This is a genomic window from Pseudomonas sp. E1MeOHC2, from assembly GCF_058745025.1.
Map to the genome: position 1 here is coordinate 1,464,908 of NZ_CP196675.1, position 20,175 is coordinate 1,485,082.

The following is a 20,175-nucleotide window of genomic DNA, read 5'->3' on the forward strand; positions in this document are numbered from 1 at the left end:
CCGCTGCGCGCCCCATCGCAGGCAAGCCAGCTCCCACAATGACCACTGTAGGCTGGGCAATCTCCCACAGATACAGCGCCACCCGTGAAAGGGTTGCTGGCCCTGTGGGAGCTGGCTTGCCTGCGATGAGCTGCACAGCAGCCCCAACTACTGCCACACATTTTTTTGCACTCACCTGAGCCATTTGCCAACCCTCGCGTGACAGACAAGGCAGAACCCTTTCATCAGGACCTCACCCATGCCGTTGCGCCCCAGCCCCCTCGTCCACGCCCTACTGCTCGCCACCACCCTCGGCCTTGCCACACCCGCGGCCCACGCCGAAGCACGCAGCTACCACATTGCCGCCGGTTCCCTTGAAGACGCCCTCAACCAGTTCGGTCGCGAGAGCGGCGCACTGATTTCGTTCGGCTCGCAACTGACCCAAGGCATGCACACGCAAGGCCTGGACGGCCAGTATGACGTACGCCAGGGCCTCGACTCGCTGCTGCACGGCAGCGGCCTGCAGGCCCGGCAGGAAACCGACAACGCCTTCAGCCTGCAACCGCTGGGCGCCGCCACTGCAGGCGCCCCGGTTGAGCTGGGGGCCTCGACGGTGGTCGGCGACTGGTTGGCCGAAGCCCAGCAGGACAACGTCTTCGAACACGCTGGCGCCCGCGACGTCGTGCGCCGTGAGGCATTCGAACGCAGCGGCGCGACCACCGCCCGTGAAGTGCTCAACCGTATGCCTGGGGTGAACGCGCCGGACAACAACGGCACCGGCAGCCATGACCTGGCACTGAACTTTGGCATCCGTGGCCTCAACCCACGGTTGGCGTCACGCTCCACTGTGCTCATGGACGGCATCCCGGTGCCCTTCGCGCCGTATGGCCAGCCTCAGCTGTCGCTGGCGCCGATCAGCATGGGCAACATGGATGCCGTGGACGTGGTGCGCGGCGGCGGCGCGGTGCGCTACGGCCCGCAGAATGTCGGCGGCATCGTCAACTTCGTGACCCGGGCGATCCCCGAGCAGGCGACGTTCAAGGCCGCCATGCAAAACCAGATCAGCCCATCCTCAAGCCATGACGGTTTCAAGAACAGCGCCAACCTGCTGGTCGGTGGCACCAATGCCAATGGTTTGGGCGGCGCCCTGCTCTACTCCGGCACCCGTGGCGGCGATTGGCGCGAGCACAGCGACACGCAGATCGACGACCTGATCCTCAAGGGCAAGCTGCAGCTCGACGAAGCCAACAGCCTGCACGCCATGGCCCAGTACTACGAGGGCGAAGCCGACATGCCCGGTGGCCTGAGCAGCGCCGATTTCGCTGCCGACCCCTACCAGTCAACGCGCCTGAAGGACAAGTTCTGGGGGCGTCGCACGCTGGTCAACGTCGGCTACGACTACAAGCAGGACGACCGCCAGTTCAGCGTCAACAGCTTCTTCACCAAAACCCTGCGCAGCGGCTACCTCGATCAGGGCAGCTTCGTTTCGCTGTCGCCACGCGAATACTGGGTGCGCGGTATCGAGACCCGCTTCTCTCAGGGCGTTGCGCTGGGTGACAGCTGGCACGAGCTGGGCATCGGCTACCGCTATGTCAACGAAGCCGGCCACGAACTGCGCTTCCGAGAGCCGGTCAACGGCGACCTGCCGACCACCGCCAGCCGCAACGACCGCGACACCCGCGGCAGCACCGAAGCCCATGCCATCTACCTGGATGACCGCATCGACATCGGCCGCTGGACCATCACCCCGGGCGTGCGCTACGAGATGATCGACTCCGAGCAGAACAACACGCTCAACGGCCAGCGCTACCAGGGCAGCTACAACACCGCCTTGCCGGCACTGAATGTGATGTACCACCTGACCGACACCTGGAACCTGTATGCCAACACCGAGGGTTCGTTCGGCAGCGTGCAGTACAGCCAGATGCCCAACCGCGTCAGCAGCGGCGAAGTGAAACCGGAGAAGGCCCGTACCTGGGAAGTCGGCACACGCTACGACAATGGCGACCTACAGGCGGAGATCGGCGCGTTTCTGATCAACTTCGACAACCAGTACGAAAGCAACCAGACCAACGATTCGGTGATCGCACGCGGCGAGACCCGGCACCAAGGCATCGAGACCAGCATCCGCTATGCCCTCGACGGCCTTAGCCCGGCACTGGCCGGCTTCGATGTGCACGCCAGCTATGCGTTCGTCGACGCCACCATTCGCGAAGACGGGCCGAACAAGGGCAACCAGGTGCCGTTCTCGTCACGGCACAATGGCACGCTGGGCGTCGGTTACACCGAAGGCCCATGGCAATTGGACCTGGATGGCAGCTTCCAGAGCAGCCAATATGCCGACAACGCCAACACCGGCGAGGAAAGTGCCGATGGCAGCACCGGGCGTATCCCCGGCTACATGCTGGTCAGCACCCGTGCCGGGTATGACTTTGGCCCGCAGCTGTCGAACCTGAAGGTGGCGGTAGGGGTGAAGAACCTGTTCAACCGCGAGTACTACACGCGTTCGTTCGACGATAACAACAAGGGCAAGTACGTGGGTGAACCACGGACCCTGTACGTGCAGACCTCTGTGGCGTTCTGACCAAACCTGAGGGTCGCCTTGCGGCCCTCGCCGTGCATTTGCAACAAGAAGTTTATTTTCAAAAAGGGCTTGAAATCATTTCGCCGTTGCCTGACCTTAGAGTCAAGAGGCGCAGAAATTCCAAGGGTCTCAAGGGCCTAGGCGCGCCTCCATGCGAGCAAGCTGAATAAGGATTGAATCATGCAAATCCAGGTCAACAGCAGCAACCATATCGAAGGTAACGCCCGGCTCGACGAGTGGGTCCGCAGTACGCTGGAAAGCTCACTCGAACGTTACGAGGACGACCTCACCCGCATCGAGGTCCACCTGCGCGACGAGAACGGCACCAAGCCCGGACCGCATGACAAACGTTGCCAAATGGAGGCTCGCCCCAAAGGCCACCAACCGATTTCCGTGACCCACACCGCCACCTCGCTGGACCAGGCGGTCGATGGTGCCGCCACCAAGCTCAACCATGCGCTTGAGCACTTCTACGGCAAGTTGCGCAGCAAGCGCGGCGTGCTGGAACTGAGTGACCCCGACGCCTGATGGTTGCAATAAAACGCCCGGCCTAGAGCCGGGCGTTTTCGTTTCTGCCAAACAGTGGTGCTGAACCAACGCGCGTGGCCAACTGAGGGCTACTTGCCCTCCTCCACTTCCTTGCCGTTGGCATCCAGTACCTTGGTCGAGGGGTAGCGGTACGACGCGTAGCGCACCACCAGGATCGAGAACGCCAGCAACAGGATGCCACCACACAGGTACAACAGCCCCTCATCCGGCGCCTTGTGGTGCGAAACATCGCCGATCAGCAGGCGCGTCAACGCGGTGATCGCCACGTACAGCAGGAAGCGAATGGGCATGTGGTTGGTCTTGAAGTAGATCCCGACCATGGCCCCCAGCTCCAGGTAGATGAACAGCAGCAGGATGTCATCGACACTGATCCCCCCCTTGCCGAGCATGTCCAGAAACGTCACCACCGCCGCGTAGGCGGTAATGGCGCCGATGCCGAACAGCGCCAGATAATGGAATGCCTCGACACACAAGTTGCCCAGCGAGTCGGCCGAGCCGTGCAGGCCCTTGCGCAGCTTTTCAGCCCATTTGATGTTCACGATTGTCCCATTCCCCGATACGCCATGAAGGATGATGCGTCACCTGTGTGACGCTTGTGCCATGCAGTTAAAGGGCCAGGCCCTCGCCTTGGAAGGCGACCAATTGCCGCAAGGCACCTGTGGGCTACGCTTTTGCCGCAAGATTCTGGTTGCGCACGATGCCCGATGCCATTACTGTATAAAAACACAGTAAAACGCAACCCAACCAGCAAAAAGGCATAGAGGTGATGAATGGCCGTCGAAGTGGTGTACCGCAGCAGCCGCGACCCGGAGCGCTTGTTCATGGATAAGGCCGAAGCAGACCGTCACGACAAGATGCTCGAACTGGCCGAGCGCCTGGCCGAAGTGTTGCACAAGGCGGTGCCATCGCTGACTGAGCAACAGGTCGAAGAGGCCGGTATCTATATGGCCAAGAACCGCGACGTGTTCGCCCGGGCGTTCAAGAGCCAGCCAGATGCGTTAGCAGAGTTGCTCGAAGGCCAAGCGGCCGAATAACTGCGCTGCCTTACTCAGAACAGTGTGGGAGCGGCGATGCGGCGGTCCGACTTGTCTCGCGAATGGGCCCACGCGGTAGATGGCATCGGCTTCGCCGGTGTTCGCGGGCAAGCCCGCTCCCACAGGGATCGTGCCGTCTTTAGCGATTCGAACAAGACAGTTGCTTCCACATGAAGCCCCGCTAATCAATGAGTGACGCTTTACTCCAACAACAAGACCGGATTCAGCCGTAGAGCAAGCGCTCCGCCAGCATCTGCGCCACCCGCGCCGGCGAACGCTTTTCCGCCTGGGCATGGCCAAACACTTCGGTCAGCCGCGTTGGAATACGCGCCAGGTGCGCCGTGATGGTCCCCAGGTCCTCGCCACGGTGGGTCAACGCCACATAGATCAACCCACCGGCATTGATCACATAATCAGGCGCATACAGTATCCCGCGCGATTCCAGCTGGTCGGCTACCTGCAGTGTGGTCAGCTGGTTATTCGCCGCGCCCGCCACCGCCGCGCAGCGCAGCTGCATCACGCTCTGCCCGTTGAGCACAGGCCCCACGCCACACGGGGCGAAAATATCGCAGGGGGTGCTGATCAACGCATCGTTGGTGACCGGATGTGCATTGAACTGCTCGACCGCCAACCTCACCCGCCCTGGGTCCAGGTCACTCACCAGCAGCTCCGCACCCGCTGCGTGCAGCTGCTCGGCCAAGGCATAGCCAACGTTGCCCAGCCCTTGCACCGCGACCCGCAAGCCTTCCAGGTTGTAGCTGCCCAGCCGGGCATAGGACGTGGCGCGAATACCTGCGAACACCCCCATCGCAGCATGCGGTGAAGGGTCACCCGAAGCCGTGGTACTGGTCACATGCGGCGTACTCTGGGCGATGCAGTCCATATCCACAGTGGAGGTACCGCTGTCCACGGCCGTGATGAAGCGCCCGTGCAAGGTATCGACGAAACGCCCGAATGCCTCGAACAGCGCCGCGCGGTTTTCAACATGAGGGTTGCGCATGATCACCGCCTTGCCACCACCCAGCGGCAAACCGGCCAACGCGGCCTTGTAGCTCATGCCCTGGGCCAGGCGGATCGCGTCGGTCATGGCGCTCTCGTCATCGGCGTAGGGCAGGTAGCGACAACCGCCCATGGCGGGGCCCAGTTGTTCGCTGTGGATAACCACCACGGCCTTCAGGCCCGTCGGCGGGTCGATGAACACGTGCAGCGACTGGGTACGGGTACTTTGCATCAAAGCGAACATCGGCGGGCTCCCCAACGAGGTGCTCCTACCAGTATAGGCAGGCCCACGTTGCTAGCACCTCGGTCAGACCACTGGACGAAACAGCGGGCCACGGCTAATAGTTAAAGGTATGTGGAGAAGCCCCATGAAGCCACGTCAAGCCTGCCTGGCCTGCCTGGAACGCGAGCCTGCCGCCCTGCTGGAAGCCGCACTGTGGATCGCCGCCGAGCACGACCCTGCTGTCGAGCCCGCAAACAGCCTCGCCTTGCTCAATGACCTGCAGCGCGAGATCAGCGCAAAATTGCCGATGCTGCCCCTGTGCGAACTGGCCCAACCGCTGCTGCGCCAGCTCAATGCCTTGGGCTTTCAACAAGACGAATATCACCCGTTGCGGCCACACGCGGCGATGATGGACAAAGTCCTGCAGCGCCGTCGCGGCCAGCCGTTGACCCTGGCCATCCTGGCCCTGGAACTGGCGGGGCGCCTGTCCATTGCGCTGGAAGGCGTGGGCTTCCCTGGCCACTTCCTGCTGCGCGTGCCCGGTGCCGACCACCTGCTTGACCCTTGCGGCGGCAGGCGCTTGTACCCCAGCGATTGCCGCGACCTGCTCGCACGCCAGTTCGGCCCACACGTGCCGCTCAACGCAGAGCACATGCGCACGGCCAGCCCACGGCAGATGCTGCAACGCCTGTCACGCAACCTGCGCCAATTGCACATCAGCAACGACAACCACCTGGCCGCGCTGATCGACGCTGAGCGGGTCATGCAACTGGGCCCGGTGCAAGTCAGCGACTACACCACCCGCGCTACGCTCTACCAGTACCTGGATTGCCCACAGGCCGAGCGTTTCGACCTGGAGCATGCCTTGCTACTGACAGAAGACCCGGTGCAACGCCTGAAGCTGACCGAGCGTATCGGCAAGCTCCCGACGCAGCACCATTCCATTCACTGAGCCGGTGTGTCCGGCTGCTGCGAGGGATGCGCCTTGGCGAACGCCGGGTGCTGGGCAGCCAGTGCGGCGACCCGACGGATCCGTGGATAACCGCCGAGGTCGATGTTGAAGCGCTCGGCAGCGTACAGCTGCGGCAGCAGGTAGACATCCGCCAACCCCGGCTCGTCGCCAAAGCAGAAACCGTGCTCGCCGATCAGTTGCTCCACCGCCGAGAGCCCTTGGCCGATCCAGTGAGCAATCCACTGGTTGACCTGAGGCTCGTCCTGGCCCGCCTGCCGAAGCAGGTTGAGCACACTGACGTTGTGCAGCGGATGGACATCGCAACCGATGATCGCCGCCACGCCCCGCACCTTGGCCCGCCCCTCGGCAGTGTCCGGCAGCAACGCGGGCTGTGGATAAACCTCTTCCAGGTATTCGATGATCGCCGGTGACTGCACCAACAGCTCACCGCTGTCGGTGCGCAGGGCCGGCACACGGCCCTGCGGGTTCACGGCGACATAGTCCGCACCGCGCTGCTCACCCTTGAGCAGGTTGACCGGCAGCGACTGGTAATCCAGCCCCTTGAGCGCCAGCGCGATGCGCACCCGGTAGGACGAGGTGGAACGGTAGTAAGTGTACAGCTCCATACCCCTGCCCCCTCAGTTGGCCGCGATGACTTTGCCGCGGCATTCGCCGAAGCCGATGCTGGCCACGCCATCACCCGTGCAGCGGGCGCGCAGGATGATCTCGTCGCCGTCTTCGAGGAACTTGCGCACCTCGCCACTGGCCAGTTCCACCGGCAGCTTGCCGCCCTCGGTGATTTCCAACAGGCTGCCAAAAGAGCCCGGCGTTGCACCCGACAGCGTGCCCGAACCGAACAGGTCGCCCGGTTGCAGCTGGCAACCGTTGACGCTGTGGTGGGCAACCATTTGCGCCACGGTCCAGTACATACTGCGGGTGTTGCTCAGGGTCAGGCGGTGAGCGGCCAGGCCCTGCTCGCGCATGCGCTCGGTGAGCAGCAGCACTTCAAGCTCGATGTCGAACGCACCATTGGCCTGGTCACGTGCGTCCATCAGATAAGACAGCGGCTGCGGGTCGCCCTGCACACGCGCCGGCTGCGCACGGCGGAACGGCTCCAGGGCCTCGGCCGTCACTACCCAGGGCGAAATGCTGGTGATGAAGCTCTTCGACAGGAACGGCCCCAGCGGCTGGTATTCCCAGGCCTGGATATCACGCGCCGACCAATCGTTGAGCAGGCAGAAACCCGCCACGTGCTCGGCGGCATCACCCACCGGGATCGACTGGCCCATGTCATTGCCCTGGCCAATCCAGATGCCCAGCTCCAGCTCGTAGTCCAGGCGTGCGCAGGGGCCGAAGCTCGGCTCGGTGTGCCCGGCTGGCAGTGTCTGGCCCTTAGGGCGGCGCACATCGGTACCCGACGGGCGAATGGTCGAGGCGCGACCGTGATAGCCGATCGGCACGTGCTTGTAGTTGGGCAGCAGCGGGTTGTCCGGGCGGAACAGCTTGCCGACGTTCTTGGCGTGTTCGATGCCGACATAGAAATCGGTGTAGTCGCCAATTTTGGCCGGTACATGCAGTTGGCAATCCACGGCTGGGTAAAGCGCGGCGTTCAGCGCCGACTGGTGTTCGCTGTGTTCGCCGAGCAGCACCAGCAGGCGCTCGCGCAGGGCCACACGGGCGCCACGGCCAAGGGCGAAGAAGGCGTTCAGGGCACCACCGCGGGTAGCTTCCACCGCAGCCTTGGCCTCGCCTTCGAACAGCCCCGCAGCGAGTACCGCCTCCAGGTCAAGAATGGCATCGCCGATGGCCACGCCGCAGCGCAGCGCTTCACCCGGCCGGCTGAAGATACCCAATGGCAGGTTCTGCAGCGGGAAATCGCTGTGGCCGTTGGCATGCTCGACCCAGCTACGGGTAATGGCGGTCTGGTTCATGGGTTATCTCCGGTTCGGGGTGAAGGTGCTCGGCAAAGTGGCCCAGCAACTGTCGTAGTCGGCCTGCAATTGCGGGCATTCGAGTGCATGGCGGCTCGGGCGCAGCACTTGGCTGGTCTCGAACATGAAGGCCATGGTGTTGTCGATCTTGTGCGGTGCGAGGTCGGCGGCGATGGCCTTGTCGCAGGTCTCGGCGTCGGGGCCGTGGGCACTCATCACCCCGTGCAACGAGGCGCCGCCGGGCAGGAAACCCTCGGCCTTGGCATCGTAGGCGCCCTGGATCAAGCCCATGAACTCGTTCATCAGGTTGCGGTGGAACCATGGCGGACGGAAGGTGTTCTCGGCCACCATCCAGCGCGGTGGGAAGATCACGAAGTCCATGTTGGCCAGGCCATGCACGCTGGTTGGCGACGTCAGCACGGTGAAGATGGACGGGTCTGGGTGGTCGAAGCTGACCGTACCGATGGTGTTGAAGCGGCGCAGGTCGTATTTGTAGGGCACGTTGCTGCCGTGCCAGGCGACCACGTCCAGCGGCGAATGCTGCAGCTCGCAGGCCCAGTGTTCGCCAAGGAATTTCTGCACCAGTTGAACCGGGCCCTCGGCCTCTTCGTAGTGGGCCACCGGCGTGAGGAAGTCACGCGGGTTGGCCAAGCCATTGCTGCCGATCGGCCCGAGGTCCGGGATGCGCAGCGGCGCACCGTGGTTTTCGGCCAGGTAGCCACGGGCCTGGCCATCGAGCAGCTCGACGCGAAACTTCATGCCCCTTGGGATCACCGCGATTTCCAGCGGTTCGACGTCCATGACACCAAGCTCGGTAGCGATCCGCAGGCGACCCTGCTCCGGCACCAGCAGCAGTTCACCGTCGGCATTGAAGAACACCCGCTCCATGGAGCGGTTGGCACTGTAGATGTAGATGCTCACGCCCGCCGGTTTTTCTGCCGGCGCGTTGGCCACCATCGGCACCCAGCCCTCGATGAAGTCGGTGGGCTCGGTGGGGATCGGTTGCGGGTTCCAGCGCAGGCGGTTGGGCGTGACGGCACCCAGCGGCCCCGTCAGTGGCTGGCGCGCCAGGCGCTCGAAACGCGGGTGCAGTGCAGACGGGCGGATGCGGTACAGCCAGGTGCGACGCAACTCACTGCGGGTCATGGTGAACGCCGTGCCCGAAAGCAGTTCGGCATACAACCCGTAGGGGGCTTTCTGCGGCGAATTCTGCCCGACCGGCAAGGCACCCGGCAGTGCTTCGCTGGCAAACTCGTTGCCGAAGCCGCTCAGGTAGTGAAGGTCGGGGGACGTGTCGCGGTTCATCGATGCCTCCGGGCTCTCGCAGAGCCGTTGCTGGCAGCTGGCTGCTGGGGTGGCAGCGCGTCTGCATTGTTTTTATCGTAATCAGATTACGAATAACGTAATTTGCTACGAGCAAGGCGTCAAGCTATAAAGGCGCGACTCGACGAATCCGGATACCCATGCCCATGGCCAAAGCCAGCTCACCCACCGATAACGGCAAGCAGAAGGTCCGCTCGGCGGAAGTCGGCACCGATATCCTCAAGGCACTTGCCGAGCTCTCCCCCTCCACGTCCCTGTCACGCCTGGCAGAGCATGTGCAGATGCCGGCGAGCAAGGTGCACCGCTACCTGCAGGCACTGATCGCCAGCGGTTTTGCCGAACAGGATGCAGCCACCAACCACTATGGCCTGGGACGTGAAGCGTTGCGCGTGGGGTTGGCGGCGTTGGGCAGCATCGATGTGCTGAAGATCGCGGCCCTGCCGCTGTCGCAGTTGCGCGATGAGCTGAACGAAAGCTGCTTCATTGCCGTCTGGGGTAATCAGGGCGCGACGGTGGTCAGCATTGAACCTGCGGTGCGCGCAGTCACGGTGGTGACCCAGATCGGTTCGGTGCTGCCGCTGCTCAGTTCGTCCACCGGCCTGGTGTTCGCCGCCTACCTGCCAGACCGCGAAACCGTCGAACTGCGCGACCGGGAGCTGGCAGCGCTGCAGCACAATGCCTGCGACTACGCAGCCTTGCTGGAAGGCATCCGCAAGCGTGGCCTGCACCATGTGCATGGCCTGCTGATGCCGGGTGTGGATGCGCTGTCGGCCCCGGTATTCAATGCCTTGGGCCAGGTCGCTGCGGTGATGACCGTGGTGGGCCCGACGTCGATCTTCCATGCCGATGAACATGGCCCAGCAGCCCAGCGATTGCTGACGGCAACGCGGGATACTAGCTGGCGAATGGGGTATGCACCTGCGGGTTGAGCACCCGGTGCACTATTGCCCGAAACGTAAAGGTGAATGTCAGAAGCGGCTATTTTTCCTACAGGATCAAGCGCTTATTCTTATCTCACTGGCCGGCATGAAGGGCACTACCCCCCCGCCTTTCAGGCCCGCGAGGTTCACCGACGTAGATTTTGAAGCTCCTTGATCTAACGTCTCGATTGGCCGCTGCGCTTGCAGCGGCCTTTTTTTTGGGGGGCTTGTCGGGGGATCGCGTGAGGGCGCCAGGGGTATGGCGGTAGCGTTTCTGCGCCCTTGAGATCGAGCGCCGCGCGGGCGGCGCTCGGTCTCAAAGGCCCAACAAAACTCAAGCCAAGCACTGCAAACAACTCAGCGGTTGCTCACGAAAGGCCAAATAATGGCGCAGCACCTGCACCGGCGCTTCGATGTGTGGGTAATGGCCGATCCCCTGCAACTGCACAGTATCAGGGTCCGGCACCAGTTGCCGGTAGCGCTCGACCATGGGCGCTCCGGAAACCGGGTCGACCACGCCATTGATGAAGCGCAAGGGCACCCCTTCGCGTTGCAACGCACCTACCCAGCGCTCGCGATGCACATTGCGCTCCGGCCAGTAGCCGGCCAGCTTGTGCAATATGCGCGTGCCCCGGTTAGCGGCGATCAGGCTCCAGCAATCGTCCAGCGCACTTTCACTGGGGTGGGTGCAGGGGCCATACACCTGGGTCACGTTGCGCACCAGGTCGTCCCGCCCGAACGAGCGCCCCACCAGCCAGCCCAGGCGGCTGAGCAGCAGCTTCTGGATCAGCAACATGCGGCAGCTCTCAGGGAACAGCCCGCTGTTGAGGAACACGCAACTGGCGATGGTTGCGCGCTGTTCGTGGTGCCGCGCCAACAGCTCTTGCGCCACACTGCCGCCATAGTCATGGGCCATCAGGTGCACCGGCTGGTTGACTTTGAGATGGGCGAGCAAGGCTTGCTGCAGGTCGGCCTGTTCCATCAGGCTGTAGGCATGATTGACCGGCTTGGCCGAATCGCCAAAGCCCAGCATGTCGCAGGCTATCAACCGGAAACGCTGAGCCAGGGGCGTCCACAGGTAGTGCCAGTCCCAACTGGCGGTGGGGAAGCCATGTAACAAAAGCAGGGGCTCTCCTTGCCCTGCGGTCCAGTAGCGGATGCTCTGGCCCCGGAAAGTGAAACTCTGACCCCGGGTACGCCAGACGCACAATGGAATCTCGGCCAAAAGCATCAGATCGGTCCCGGTGAGGTTGTGTTGAGGGAATAGGGCAAGGCTGCGGTCATTGCATGTCACCTCGGCACTTACATGTGCTCTCTATGTCGAGGCTGAGTCTAGTCAGCAGCCCATGGGCTGGAACTTGCGTTGCCAGCCAGCTTGATGACCTTGCGAGTCAGTGGCACGAACGGTCAGAGCAGCCGGTACCATACACCGCGTCGCCCTCTTCGCGGGCAAGCCCGCTCCCACAATGAGACCCTGCTAATGCCATGAGTTATCGGCTGTTATTTGAGATTCAGCCTTTCAGAACCGCCGCAAATTCCGCCAACCACGGTTCGGCATCCGTCTCCGGGGTCACCGTCTCGCTGGCATCCAGGCGCAACATCGGCTGCACTTCACGTACCCCCAGCTCAGCGAACAGTTCGCGCATTTGCTCGCCGCCGCCGCAATACGTATCGCCATAACTGGCGTCGCCCAACGCGATCACCGCGCCCGGCAAGCCACGCCAGGCGGCAGGCAAGGTGTCGCGGATCGTGCTGTACAGCGGCATGAGGTTGTCGGGCAGCTCGCCCATGCCGGTGGTCGACGTCACCGCCAGCAACGCCTGCGGTGCAAAACCTTCCAAGTCCTGCAGGGTGGCACGCGCAGCATGCCAGGCCTCAAAGCCCGCAGCCTTGAGCAACGATTCGGCATGACGGGCGACTTCTTCGGCGGTGCCATACACCGACCCGGAAATAATGGCGACTTTCATCGGGAAGAGGATTCCGAAACTGAGTGAAAACGTAGGATACTAGCATCCAGCGCTGGCAAAAGGCCGCCTCTACCAAAGTCCCAGCCCCCCTTCTCTTCGCCCAATGGCCCCGAACATGATCAACGCGCAACTGCTGCAATCGATGGTCGATGCGTCCAACGACGGGATCGTGGTCGCCGAACAGGAAGGCGAGGACACCATCCTGATCTACGTGAACGCCGCCTTCGAACGCCTGACCGGCTACACCCGTGACGAGATCCTCTACCAGGATTGCCGCTTCCTGCAGGCCACCGACCGTGACCAGCTTGGCCGCGCGCGCATTCGCAAAGCGTTGGCCGAAGGCCGGCCATGCCGAGAGGTGCTGCGCAACTACCGCAAGGACGGCAGCGCCTTCTGGAACGAGTTGTCGATCACGCCGGTGAGGAACGACGCCGAGCAGCGCACCTACTTCATCGGTATTCAGAAGGACGTCAGCCGCCAGGTCGAACTGGAACGGGAACTGGCTGAAATGCACGCTCGTCCGAAATCCGATCTACGCTCCTGAACCAAGCGCGCCACGCACGGTCAATTCCGTTGAAGAAATCGCCACCTCCGAGTTCGATCATGCAAGCAGATGCGCTCCTGACCCAGGACGAGCTGGATTTCATACAGAACATGCAGCATTCGCCACAGTTGAACCTGGCGGACTCAATGTCCAGCCTGCTGGTCAATGGCGACCGCCGGATCCAGACCTTGCTCACCCGCCTGGTAGCCAACGAGCAGGTGACCTTGCAGGCACAGTTCAACAACCAGCAGATCAGCTTCCCGCTGCAACTGGTGGAAGACGAGTTTCATGCCCTGCACTTGCAACTGGGCTCACCGGAAATCTACGAAGACGGCCCGATGCTGCGCCCGTGGCGTTTGTCCATGGACCAGCCAAGCGTATTGCTCGATGCCCATGAGCAGCCCAGCGGCCTATGGGTCCGCGATATTTCGTTCAAGGGTGTACTGCTGGAGATTCGCGACCTGGCACAAGCCCCTGCACGCTTCGAATTGCGCTTCGCACCTGCTGGCATTGCGCCTATCGAGTTGCACGGCGTGCTGCGTCGGCGCATTGGCCCGGAGCTGGCGGCCTACGATTTAAGCCGCAGCCCGGTCGAAGAAATCGAGCGCCTGCGCGACTATATCCTTCAAGCCCATCGCCAGGCGCACCCGGAGCTGCACAGTCAGGTATCGAGCTGACCGGCCAAAAACTGCCTCAGACGCTGGCGCATCACGCTGCCCTGCGCACCCAGGCACGCCACCGGGCTGCCTGCCAGGCTGTCCTGGGCAAGCTCAGCGACTTCTCCGGCTAGCAACAACGGGCACTCCAGGCCGACCGCCAAGCGTTCCAGGCGCTTGCTCAACTCTGCGGTCGGCGCATGGTTGGAGAACAGTACCAAGGCATCGGGCCTGAGACGCTCGCAAATCAGCGGCAGCTCTGGCAGTGGCTGCCCTGGCGCCAATAGGCTCACCCCCACCTCGTCGCTGCCCAGCAACAAGGCTGTGACCAACAGCTCCAACTCGTGACACGGGCCTGAAAACGGCGCCAGCACAACATTGCGGTTACGCGGCAGGCGCGATAGCTGCAAACGCACGAAGACGCGGCTGCGCAAGAACTGATCGAAAAACAGCCACTCACTGGCCTGTCCGAAGGCTCTCTGGCCATAGCCCCCCTGGCCTGCTGCCAGGTCGTGCCACACCGGCATGAAGATGTCCCCGAACACCTCATCCAGGGTATGGCCCGCGAACACCTGGTCGAACAAACGGTTCAGCCCCGCACCATCAAAGCGTTGTACCGCCTCAAGAATCTGCTGCTGCAATCTCAGCCGTGTGTCCACCGCATCGCCGCTCTCCTGCGCCTGCGTCTGGCAACGGGCAAGAATGCTGGCCACCTTACTCACCGCCACACCGCGTTCCAGCCAGCCGAGGATGCTGCGGATCTCGTCGATATCGGCCAGGGAGTACAGGCGATGGCCACTGTCGGTGCGAGTGGGCTGGATGAGGCCGTAGCGGCGCTCCCAGGCGCGCAAGGTTACCGGGTTCACGCCCGTAAGGCGGGAGACTTCACGAATCGGGAACAGTTCTTGGTGTTCCAGGCCCGCATCGACTTCCGAGGTACGTCCCTGTTTGTTCATCTGCACTGAGTACTCTGTGTGCCGAAGTTGAGCGCGCATGTTACTACGAACAGCATAGGTTGCATGTTAGCAACCGTTTGCCACCTTGGTCTTGCAGAAGGTCGCAGTATCGCGATAATTCGCGCCCGATTCTTGCAAGCACGCTTTTGTCGCCCACCACCCCGGGCGACACAAGCCAAGGGGCCGGCTACCCGCCAGCCCCGTCCCCAGGAGATACACGATGTCTACCCCACCCGTCACCTTGATGGTGTCGCGCCGCGCCGCTCATGGCCGCTACCAGGACCTGCTGGCCTGGCTCCATGAAGGCGAGCAACTGGCCACCGACTTCCCCGGCTACCTCGGTTCGGGCATCTTCGCACCGCCCCGCGATAGCGATGAATTCCAGATTATCTTTCGCTTCAGCGACGAACCTACCCTGCACGCCTGGGAGCATTCCGCGTCGCGCAAGGCCTGGCTGCAGCGCGGCAACGGGCTGTTCGAACGCCCCAAAGAAGCGCGTGTAAACGGCATCGATGACTGGTTTGGCACCAATACAGTGCAAAAACCGCCGCGCTGGAAGCAGGCAGTGGCCATCTGGTTGGCCTTTTTCCCCGTCTCGTTGCTGTTCAACTTGTTGTTCGGCCATTGGCTGGCAGGCATGGACCTGGTGCCACGGGTAATGCTCAGTACCCTGGCCCTGACACCGGTGATGGTCTACCTGTTCATCCCCCTCTCCACGCGCCTGCTGGCGGGCTGGCTACACGCTGCCCCGCCCAGCGCTGCGGCACTGCGCAGTCGCTGAGGGCTGGTCTACAAGAGGGAAACAGTTCGGGTATGCTGGTCGGCAACGAAAGGACAGACAAGTTGACCGCCCCGAACATGAACAGCCCAATTCTCGTTACCGGAGCCAGCCAGCGCGTCGGGCTGGCCCTTGCCCTCGAACTGGCACAGGCCGGCCATACGGTGGTCAGTGCCAGCCGCAGCCTTCAGCCGCAGTCCGCACACCCCAACATCGTGCAGTTCCAGGCCGACCTCTGCCAGGCCGGCGACCGCCAGGCGCTGATCGACTACCTGCAAGGCAACTACGACGGCTTGCGCGCGATCATCCACAACGCCTCCCTGTGGCTGGACGATGGCCTGGCCAACCTGGACACCATGTTCCGCCTGCACGTCGAAGCGCCCTATCACCTCAACCTGGCCCTGGGCGAGATGCTGGGCAAGGCAGGCAGCGTGGGCAAGGCCGACATCATTCACATTTGCGACGAAACCTCTTCGCGGGGCAGCAAGAGCCACATCGGCTACGCCGCCACCAAGGCCGCGCTGCAGAACATGGTGCTGTCGTTCGCCGAAAAATATGCGCCCAAGGTGCACGTCAACGGTATCCTGCCTGGGCTGCTGATCCTCAAAGAAGGGGGTGACGAAGCCTACCGCCAGCAAACCCTGAAAAAGGCCCTGCTGGAATTCGAACCCGGCGCCGGCCCGCTGATCGAGACGGTCAAATACCTGCTCGAAAGCCAGTACAGTACCGGCAGCCAGGTGGTCATCAACGGTGGCCGCCACCTGAAAAATCGCATGACCTGAGAGAAGCCCATGACCCCGCAACAACAGCTCGAACTCGAAGCCGCCGCGTTCCGGCGCCTGGTCGAACACCTGCAAAAGCGCACCGACGTGCAGAACATCGACCTGATGAACCTGTCCGGCTTCTGCCGCAACTGCCTGTCCAAGTGGTACAAGGCCGCTGCCGACGAGCGCCAGGTCGACGTCAGCCTGGATGATGCCCGCGAAGCGGTGTACGGCATGCCCTACGCCGAGTGGAAAGCCCAATACCAGAAAGAAGCCAGCGCCGAACAACAAGCGGCGTTCGAAAAAGGAAAACCTCGTGACTGATCTGAACACCCTGCGCGCCAGCCTGGCCAGCGGCGAACACGTCTTTGCCGACACCTTGGCTTTCATCGCCGCCCGCTACAGCTATCAGCCACAGGCCTTCAACAACGGCGGCGTGGAAAACGCCGCCGGGCAGAACGAAGGCTCGTGCAAGACCCTGGGCCTGGCTTTGCTGGAAGGCCTGAGCGACCAGGAGGCGCTGCTGGCTTTCGGTGAGCATTACCGCGATGTCGTGGCCACGCCTGAGGGCAGTGACCATGGCAATATCCGTGCGCTGATCAAGCATGGCCTGGCGGGTGTGAAATTCACCGCCCAGCCGCTTTCGCGCAACGCCTGAGAATGCCGGGCCGGGCAGGCAACATCAGCTGATGATCTGCCCCGGCCTGTCGGCCAACAATCCGCCACGCTGCAACCACTCCAACGCTATCGGCCACAAGCGCTCGCGGAAGCGGTCATGGAAAAACGCGAAATGGCCAATTTCCTCGACCGAGATATCCACAGGTGCAATCCGCAGATGCTGACGTTCAGTACCTTGCAGATACCCTAGCAAGCGCTCTGTAGCCGCCACGGTGCCAAACGGGTCATCGGTCAAGCTGATTGCCAGCGTCGCGGCCTGGACATGTGCAAACGGCACCCTCTCCAACAGGCGCCCACTTGGCCGGTGCTCATAGCGTGGCGTACGGGTGGTCCAGTCATGCACCACCCCCGCCGGGGTGTCTTCCATCCAGCCCAGGCGCTTGCCGGGGAAGTAGCCGAAAGCGCGGGTCAACAAGGGCATCACCACATGCCATTTGCCGAACAGCCGCCAGCGCTGATCGGCCGCGTAATCGCGCCAGTAGGCGAACTGCGCGCCCACCATCACGACCCGCCTGACCTGCCCGGCGGACGGCGCCAACCCCACCGCGCAACCGCCGAAGCTATGCCCCACAACATCGATGGGCTGGCCGGGGAACGCCTGTGCGGCGTGGGCCAGCATGGCTTCGAAATCCAACCGCCCCCAGTCGCTCCAGGACGCCTGGAAACCGCGCAATGAAGCCGGCCGTGATTCGCCAATGCCTCGGTAATCGTAGGTCAGCACGTCGCAGCCTTGGGCGAACAGGTAGTCGGCAAAGCGGGCGTAATAGCGGCAACGCACCGAAGTGGCGGCGTTGATGATCACCAGCGGGCGCTGGGGGTTGGCCTGGGCGTGGCGCCAGCAGAAGCCACCGAGGCTGTAGCCGTCGGCTGCGGTCTGGCGAAAGGGCGTGGCCGGTTGGGTGAGGCTGCTCATGGCGCGCTTCCTGTTGTTGTGCGCCAACGCTAGCAAAAAAATCGGGGGCTGTACCGGCCTCTTCGCGGGCAAGCCCGCTCCCACAGGTACCCCTCTGCCTTTAACAGCGGTGAAATACTTGTGGGAGCGGGCTTGCCCGCGAAGAGGCCGGTACAGCCCCCTCATTGTTCAGCCTTGCTTACAGCTCGATGCAGTCGAACTTCACATCGGTGGCCACGTCTTCGTCGTAGTTGACGTCAGCGCGCTCGAACCCGAACAGGTTGAGGAACTGCTTCTTGTAACCGGCGTAGTCGGTCAGCTCGAACAGGTTCTCGGTGGTGACTGTCGGCCACAACGCCTTGCAGGCGTCCTGTACATCGTCACGCAGCTCCCAGTCGTCCAGGCGCAGGCGGCCTTTCTCGTCGACCGCAGCTGCGGCGCCATCGGCGCGGTACAGGCGATCACGGTACATGCGGTCCAGTTGGTCCTGGGTACCTTCGTGCACGCCCTTCTCCTGCATGATCTTGAAGACCATCGACAGGTACAGCGGCATTACTGGAATGGCCGAGCTGGCCTGGGTGACCACCGACTTGAGCACGGCCACGTTGGCGCCGCCTTTGACTTCACCGGCGAGTTTCTGGTCCAGGCGCAGTGCGGTTTCGTCCAGGTCCTGCTTGGCCTGGCCCAGCGCACCGTGCCAGTAGATCGGCCAGGTGATGTCGCTGCCGATGTAGCTAAAGGCCACGGTGCGGGCGCCTTCGGCCAGCACGTCGGCACCGGCCAGGGCGTCGATCCACAGCTGCCAGTCCTGGCCACCCATGACGGTGACGGTGTCAGCGATTTCCTGCTCGGTGGCCGGCTCGATGCTGGCCTCGATGATGGTGTCCTTGTTGGTGTCGATGGCGGTCGACTTGTACGGCTGGCCGATCGGCTTGAGCGCCGAGCGGATCACTTCACCGGTCTGCGGCAGCTTGCGCACTGGGGAAGCCAGGGAGTAGATGACCAGATCGACCTTGCCGCCCATTTCGTTCTTGATCAGCTCGATGACCTTGGCACGGGCCTCGTCGGAGAAGGCGTCACCGTTGATCGACTTGCTGTACAGGCCCTCGGCCTTGGCGAACTTGTCGAAGGCGGCGGAGTTGTACCAGCCCGCGGTACCGGCCTTGGTCTCGGTACCTGGTTTTTCGAAGAACACGCCCAGGGTGTCGGCCTTGAAGCCGAACGCTGCGGTAATGCGCGCCGCCAGGCCGTAGCCGCTGGAAGCACCGATCACCAGGACCTTCTTCGGGCCATCCTCGCGCACGCCCAGCTTGCGGGTGGCTTCGATCTGGTCACGGACGTTGAGCTCGCAGCCCTTCGGGTGGGTCGTGGTGCAGATGAAACCGCGGACCTTAGGATGAATGATGGCCAATGTCTGTACCTCGTCAGGTTTATGCCAGGGAAGCGCCGCCAAGGGCGATTCCGATTGATCAGAGGGTGAGACTACCCCCGCAGGTTATCCGACACATATTACGGGGTGTTTGAGGGGATTCAAAACAGCGCTTGCTCAGTCAGTTGGCCTTGCAGCCACTGCAAAAACCGCTGCGCCAAGGGATCATCCTGGCTGTCGCGATGCACCAGGCAGGCCCACGCCGGCCCGCGTACCCGTTGTGGCGAAAGCGCCTGCAAGCGCCCCTGCGCCACCGCCCGCCGGGCCAGCAACTGGCTGACCAGCGCGATACCCAGCCCTTCACTGGCTGCGTCCAGCAGCAACCCAGGGTCAGAGAAATTAAGCCCCTTGCCCTGCTGCCCGACATCCTCGCCGCCTTCGAGCTGCCAATGGCTCCAGTCCATTTCCCGCTCACCGTGCAAGGTGGTCCGTGTAGCCGACGCGGCCAATGAAGGGTGGCAGGCCGGGTACAACGTGTCCTGGTGCAGCACGGTGAAGCTGCATTCGGCCTGGGCGCTCAGGTCGTCACGGATGGCCAGGTCGATCGTCTCACTGGCCATGTCCGGCACGTCGAAACTGGTGAACAGCCACAGGTCGACTTCCGGGCAGCGCTGATGGAAGTCGGCCAGGCGCGGCAATAGCCAGTGCCGGGCAAAGGCCGGGCTGGTGTTGACCACCAGTTGGTTGGGCTTGCGGTATTGCTCCAGCCGGCGAATCCCCACCGCCAGGTGCTGCAGCAACGACTGGGTGGTGCTGAGCAGATCATGCCCGGCATCGGTCAGGCTCACGCTGCGACCCGCGCGATGGAACAGCGGCTGTTCCAGATAGGTTTCCAGGCTGCGGATCTGCTGGCTGATGGCCGACTGGGTGAGGTTCAGCGCCTCGGCGGCCTTGTGGAAACTGCCAAGCCGGGCAGCGGCCTCGAAGCCTCTGAGGGCATTGAGGGGTGGCCAGTGTTTGAGCATGATCGATAAGCCTTGCTAATCAGGTGTGCGCTAAATCTATCGTTTGTCGCTG

At 62.9% G+C, this 20,175-nt stretch carries 22 protein-coding genes; 11 read left to right on the forward strand and 11 right to left on the reverse strand.

Annotated elements, in window-relative coordinates:
- Nucleotides 1-238: 238 nt before the first annotated feature.
- Complete coding sequence (gene fecA / locus ACSSU5_RS06500) at nt 239-2,563, forward strand: TonB-dependent Fe(3+) dicitrate receptor FecA (protein WP_492560832.1); 2,325 nt, start codon at nt 239-241, stop codon at nt 2,561-2,563.
- A 180-nt stretch (nt 2,564-2,743) separates the two neighbouring features.
- The gene (locus tag ACSSU5_RS06505) at nt 2,744-3,091 is read left to right on the forward strand and encodes an HPF/RaiA family ribosome-associated protein (RefSeq protein ID WP_264311625.1); all 348 of its coding nucleotides are present in this window, start codon (nt 2,744-2,746) and stop codon (nt 3,089-3,091) included.
- An 89-nt stretch (nt 3,092-3,180) separates the two neighbouring features.
- On the opposite strand, the gene ACSSU5_RS06510 is transcribed toward ACSSU5_RS06505, so the two are convergent.
- Entirely contained in the window at nt 3,181-3,651 is a 471-nt protein-coding gene (locus tag ACSSU5_RS06510; protein WP_264311624.1) for a phosphate-starvation-inducible protein PsiE, read from the reverse strand.
- A 231-nt stretch (nt 3,652-3,882) separates the two neighbouring features.
- Here ACSSU5_RS06510 and ACSSU5_RS06515 point away from each other — a divergent pair, with 231 nt between their 5' ends.
- Nucleotides 3,883-4,146 carry a YebG family protein gene (locus tag ACSSU5_RS06515; RefSeq protein ID WP_264311623.1) on the forward strand — a complete coding sequence of 88 codons (264 nt, stop codon included), beginning with the start codon at nt 3,883-3,885 and terminating at the stop codon, nt 4,144-4,146.
- A 223-nt stretch (nt 4,147-4,369) separates the two neighbouring features.
- Here ACSSU5_RS06515 and ACSSU5_RS06520 read toward each other — a convergent pair whose 3' ends face one another.
- Nucleotides 4,370-5,389: a Leu/Phe/Val dehydrogenase gene (locus ACSSU5_RS06520; protein WP_264311622.1), complete on the reverse strand. Its 1,020-nt coding sequence runs from the start codon at nt 5,387-5,389 to the stop codon at nt 4,370-4,372.
- 124 nt (nt 5,390-5,513) lie between these two features.
- On the opposite strand from ACSSU5_RS06520, the gene ACSSU5_RS06525 reads away from it, so the two are divergent.
- Nucleotides 5,514-6,320: a SirB1 family protein gene (locus tag ACSSU5_RS06525; protein ID WP_264311621.1), complete on the forward strand. Its 807-nt coding sequence runs from the start codon at nt 5,514-5,516 to the stop codon at nt 6,318-6,320.
- Here the strand turns inward: ACSSU5_RS06525 and maiA are convergent.
- The 3 genes from maiA to hmgA are packed head-to-tail and all read right to left on the reverse strand — an operon-like array spanning nt 6,314 to nt 9,556.
- Nucleotides 6,314-6,946 (reverse strand): maleylacetoacetate isomerase, encoded by a 633-nt coding sequence (maiA, locus tag ACSSU5_RS06530; RefSeq protein ID WP_264311620.1) that lies wholly within the window; start codon nt 6,944-6,946, stop codon nt 6,314-6,316. The genes ACSSU5_RS06525 and maiA overlap by 7 nt on opposite strands.
- A gap of 12 nt (nt 6,947-6,958) precedes the next feature.
- Complete coding sequence (gene fahA / locus ACSSU5_RS06535) at nt 6,959-8,251, reverse strand: fumarylacetoacetase (RefSeq protein WP_492560833.1); 1,293 nt, start codon at nt 8,249-8,251, stop codon at nt 6,959-6,961.
- Nucleotides 8,252-8,254: 3 nt separating this feature from the next.
- Nucleotides 8,255-9,556, reverse strand: a complete 1,302-nt coding sequence (gene hmgA, locus ACSSU5_RS06540; protein ID WP_264311618.1) for a homogentisate 1,2-dioxygenase — start codon at nt 9,554-9,556, stop codon at nt 8,255-8,257.
- Nucleotides 9,557-9,720: 164 nt separating this feature from the next.
- On the opposite strand from hmgA, the gene ACSSU5_RS06545 reads away from it, so the two are divergent.
- Nucleotides 9,721-10,503 (forward strand): IclR family transcriptional regulator, encoded by a 783-nt coding sequence (locus ACSSU5_RS06545; RefSeq protein ID WP_264311617.1) that lies wholly within the window; start codon nt 9,721-9,723, stop codon nt 10,501-10,503.
- 325 nt (nt 10,504-10,828) lie between these two features.
- Here the strand turns inward: ACSSU5_RS06545 and ACSSU5_RS06550 are convergent, their stop codons facing one another.
- Nucleotides 10,829-11,725, reverse strand: a complete 897-nt coding sequence (locus ACSSU5_RS06550; protein WP_492560834.1) for an alpha/beta fold hydrolase — start codon at nt 11,723-11,725, stop codon at nt 10,829-10,831.
- A 280-nt stretch (nt 11,726-12,005) separates the two neighbouring features.
- On the reverse strand, nt 12,006-12,461 hold the full coding sequence (locus tag ACSSU5_RS06555; protein WP_264311615.1) for a flavodoxin: 456 nt from the start codon (nt 12,459-12,461) through the stop codon (nt 12,006-12,008).
- 115 nt (nt 12,462-12,576) lie between these two features.
- Between ACSSU5_RS06555 and ACSSU5_RS06560 the strand changes: the two genes are divergently transcribed.
- Both ACSSU5_RS06560 and ACSSU5_RS06565 read left to right on the forward strand, forming a co-directional pair.
- The gene (locus ACSSU5_RS06560; protein WP_492560835.1) at nt 12,577-13,005 is read left to right on the forward strand and encodes a PAS domain S-box protein; all 429 of its coding nucleotides are present in this window, start codon (nt 12,577-12,579) and stop codon (nt 13,003-13,005) included.
- 59 nt (nt 13,006-13,064) lie between these two features.
- Nucleotides 13,065-13,682: a hypothetical protein gene (locus tag ACSSU5_RS06565; protein WP_264311613.1), complete on the forward strand. Its 618-nt coding sequence runs from the start codon at nt 13,065-13,067 to the stop codon at nt 13,680-13,682.
- On the opposite strand, the gene ACSSU5_RS06570 is transcribed toward ACSSU5_RS06565, so the two are convergent.
- The gene (locus ACSSU5_RS06570; protein ID WP_492560836.1) at nt 13,667-14,617 is read right to left on the reverse strand and encodes a MerR family transcriptional regulator; all 951 of its coding nucleotides are present in this window, start codon (nt 14,615-14,617) and stop codon (nt 13,667-13,669) included. The two genes, ACSSU5_RS06565 and ACSSU5_RS06570, sit on opposite strands and share 16 nt — an antisense overlap.
- A gap of 220 nt (nt 14,618-14,837) precedes the next feature.
- Here ACSSU5_RS06570 and ACSSU5_RS06575 point away from each other — a divergent pair, with 220 nt between their 5' ends.
- The 4 genes from ACSSU5_RS06575 to ACSSU5_RS06590 are packed head-to-tail and all read left to right on the forward strand — an operon-like array spanning nt 14,838 to nt 16,817.
- A complete protein-coding gene (locus tag ACSSU5_RS06575; protein ID WP_492560837.1) occupies nt 14,838-15,398 on the forward strand; it encodes an antibiotic biosynthesis monooxygenase in 561 nt (186 codons plus the stop codon).
- Between the two features lie 32 nt (nt 15,399-15,430).
- Nucleotides 15,431-16,177 carry a dihydromonapterin reductase gene (gene folM, locus ACSSU5_RS06580; protein WP_492560838.1) on the forward strand — a complete coding sequence of 249 codons (747 nt, stop codon included), beginning with the start codon at nt 15,431-15,433 and terminating at the stop codon, nt 16,175-16,177.
- Nucleotides 16,178-16,186: 9 nt separating this feature from the next.
- Nucleotides 16,187-16,483, forward strand: a complete 297-nt coding sequence (locus ACSSU5_RS06585; RefSeq protein ID WP_264311609.1) for a DUF1244 domain-containing protein — start codon at nt 16,187-16,189, stop codon at nt 16,481-16,483.
- On the forward strand, nt 16,476-16,817 hold the full coding sequence (locus ACSSU5_RS06590; RefSeq protein WP_264311608.1) for a HopJ type III effector protein: 342 nt from the start codon (nt 16,476-16,478) through the stop codon (nt 16,815-16,817). The genes ACSSU5_RS06585 and ACSSU5_RS06590 overlap by 8 nt, the downstream gene beginning before the upstream one ends.
- A gap of 24 nt (nt 16,818-16,841) precedes the next feature.
- Here ACSSU5_RS06590 and ACSSU5_RS06595 read toward each other — a convergent pair whose 3' ends face one another.
- The 3 genes from ACSSU5_RS06595 to ACSSU5_RS06605 form a co-directional block, all read right to left on the reverse strand.
- A complete protein-coding gene (locus ACSSU5_RS06595) occupies nt 16,842-17,750 on the reverse strand; it encodes an alpha/beta hydrolase family protein (protein WP_264311607.1) in 909 nt (302 codons plus the stop codon).
- A gap of 178 nt (nt 17,751-17,928) precedes the next feature.
- Nucleotides 17,929-19,140, reverse strand: a complete 1,212-nt coding sequence (gene fabV, locus ACSSU5_RS06600; RefSeq protein WP_264311606.1) for an enoyl-ACP reductase FabV — start codon at nt 19,138-19,140, stop codon at nt 17,929-17,931.
- A gap of 119 nt (nt 19,141-19,259) precedes the next feature.
- On the reverse strand, nt 19,260-20,123 hold the full coding sequence (locus ACSSU5_RS06605) for a LysR substrate-binding domain-containing protein (RefSeq protein WP_492560839.1): 864 nt from the start codon (nt 20,121-20,123) through the stop codon (nt 19,260-19,262).
- Nucleotides 20,124-20,175: the final 52 nt, after the last annotated feature.

Excerpts from the sequence above, each read along its gene's own strand:
- fecA (WP_492560832.1), top strand. The coding sequence starts at position 239 with ATGCCGTTGCGCCCCAGCCCCCTCGTCCACGCCCTACTGCTCGCCACC.
- ACSSU5_RS06505 (WP_264311625.1), top strand. The coding sequence starts at position 2,744 with ATGCAAATCCAGGTCAACAGCAGCAACCATATCGAAGGTAACGCCCGG.
- ACSSU5_RS06515 (WP_264311623.1), top strand. The coding sequence starts at position 3,883 with ATGGCCGTCGAAGTGGTGTACCGCAGCAGCCGCGACCCGGAGCGCTTG.
- ACSSU5_RS06520 (WP_264311622.1), bottom strand. The coding sequence starts at position 5,389 with ATGTTCGCTTTGATGCAAAGTACCCGTACCCAGTCGCTGCACGTGTTC.
- ACSSU5_RS06525 (WP_264311621.1), top strand. The coding sequence starts at position 5,514 with ATGAAGCCACGTCAAGCCTGCCTGGCCTGCCTGGAACGCGAGCCTGCC.
- maiA (WP_264311620.1), bottom strand. The coding sequence starts at position 6,946 with ATGGAGCTGTACACTTACTACCGTTCCACCTCGTCCTACCGGGTGCGC.
- fahA (WP_492560833.1), bottom strand. The coding sequence starts at position 8,251 with ATGAACCAGACCGCCATTACCCGTAGCTGGGTCGAGCATGCCAACGGC.
- hmgA (WP_264311618.1), bottom strand. The coding sequence starts at position 9,556 with ATGAACCGCGACACGTCCCCCGACCTTCACTACCTGAGCGGCTTCGGC.
- ACSSU5_RS06545 (WP_264311617.1), top strand. The coding sequence starts at position 9,721 with ATGGCCAAAGCCAGCTCACCCACCGATAACGGCAAGCAGAAGGTCCGC.
- ACSSU5_RS06550 (WP_492560834.1), bottom strand. The coding sequence starts at position 11,725 with ATGCTTTTGGCCGAGATTCCATTGTGCGTCTGGCGTACCCGGGGTCAG.
- ACSSU5_RS06555 (WP_264311615.1), bottom strand. The coding sequence starts at position 12,461 with ATGAAAGTCGCCATTATTTCCGGGTCGGTGTATGGCACCGCCGAAGAA.
- ACSSU5_RS06560 (WP_492560835.1), top strand. The coding sequence starts at position 12,577 with ATGATCAACGCGCAACTGCTGCAATCGATGGTCGATGCGTCCAACGAC.
- ACSSU5_RS06565 (WP_264311613.1), top strand. The coding sequence starts at position 13,065 with ATGCAAGCAGATGCGCTCCTGACCCAGGACGAGCTGGATTTCATACAG.
- ACSSU5_RS06570 (WP_492560836.1), bottom strand. The coding sequence starts at position 14,617 with ATGAACAAACAGGGACGTACCTCGGAAGTCGATGCGGGCCTGGAACAC.
- ACSSU5_RS06575 (WP_492560837.1), top strand. The coding sequence starts at position 14,838 with ATGTCTACCCCACCCGTCACCTTGATGGTGTCGCGCCGCGCCGCTCAT.
- folM (WP_492560838.1), top strand. The coding sequence starts at position 15,431 with ATGCTGGTCGGCAACGAAAGGACAGACAAGTTGACCGCCCCGAACATG.
- ACSSU5_RS06585 (WP_264311609.1), top strand. The coding sequence starts at position 16,187 with ATGACCCCGCAACAACAGCTCGAACTCGAAGCCGCCGCGTTCCGGCGC.
- ACSSU5_RS06595 (WP_264311607.1), bottom strand. The coding sequence starts at position 17,750 with ATGAGCAGCCTCACCCAACCGGCCACGCCCTTTCGCCAGACCGCAGCC.
- ACSSU5_RS06605 (WP_492560839.1), bottom strand. The coding sequence starts at position 20,123 with ATGCTCAAACACTGGCCACCCCTCAATGCCCTCAGAGGCTTCGAGGCC.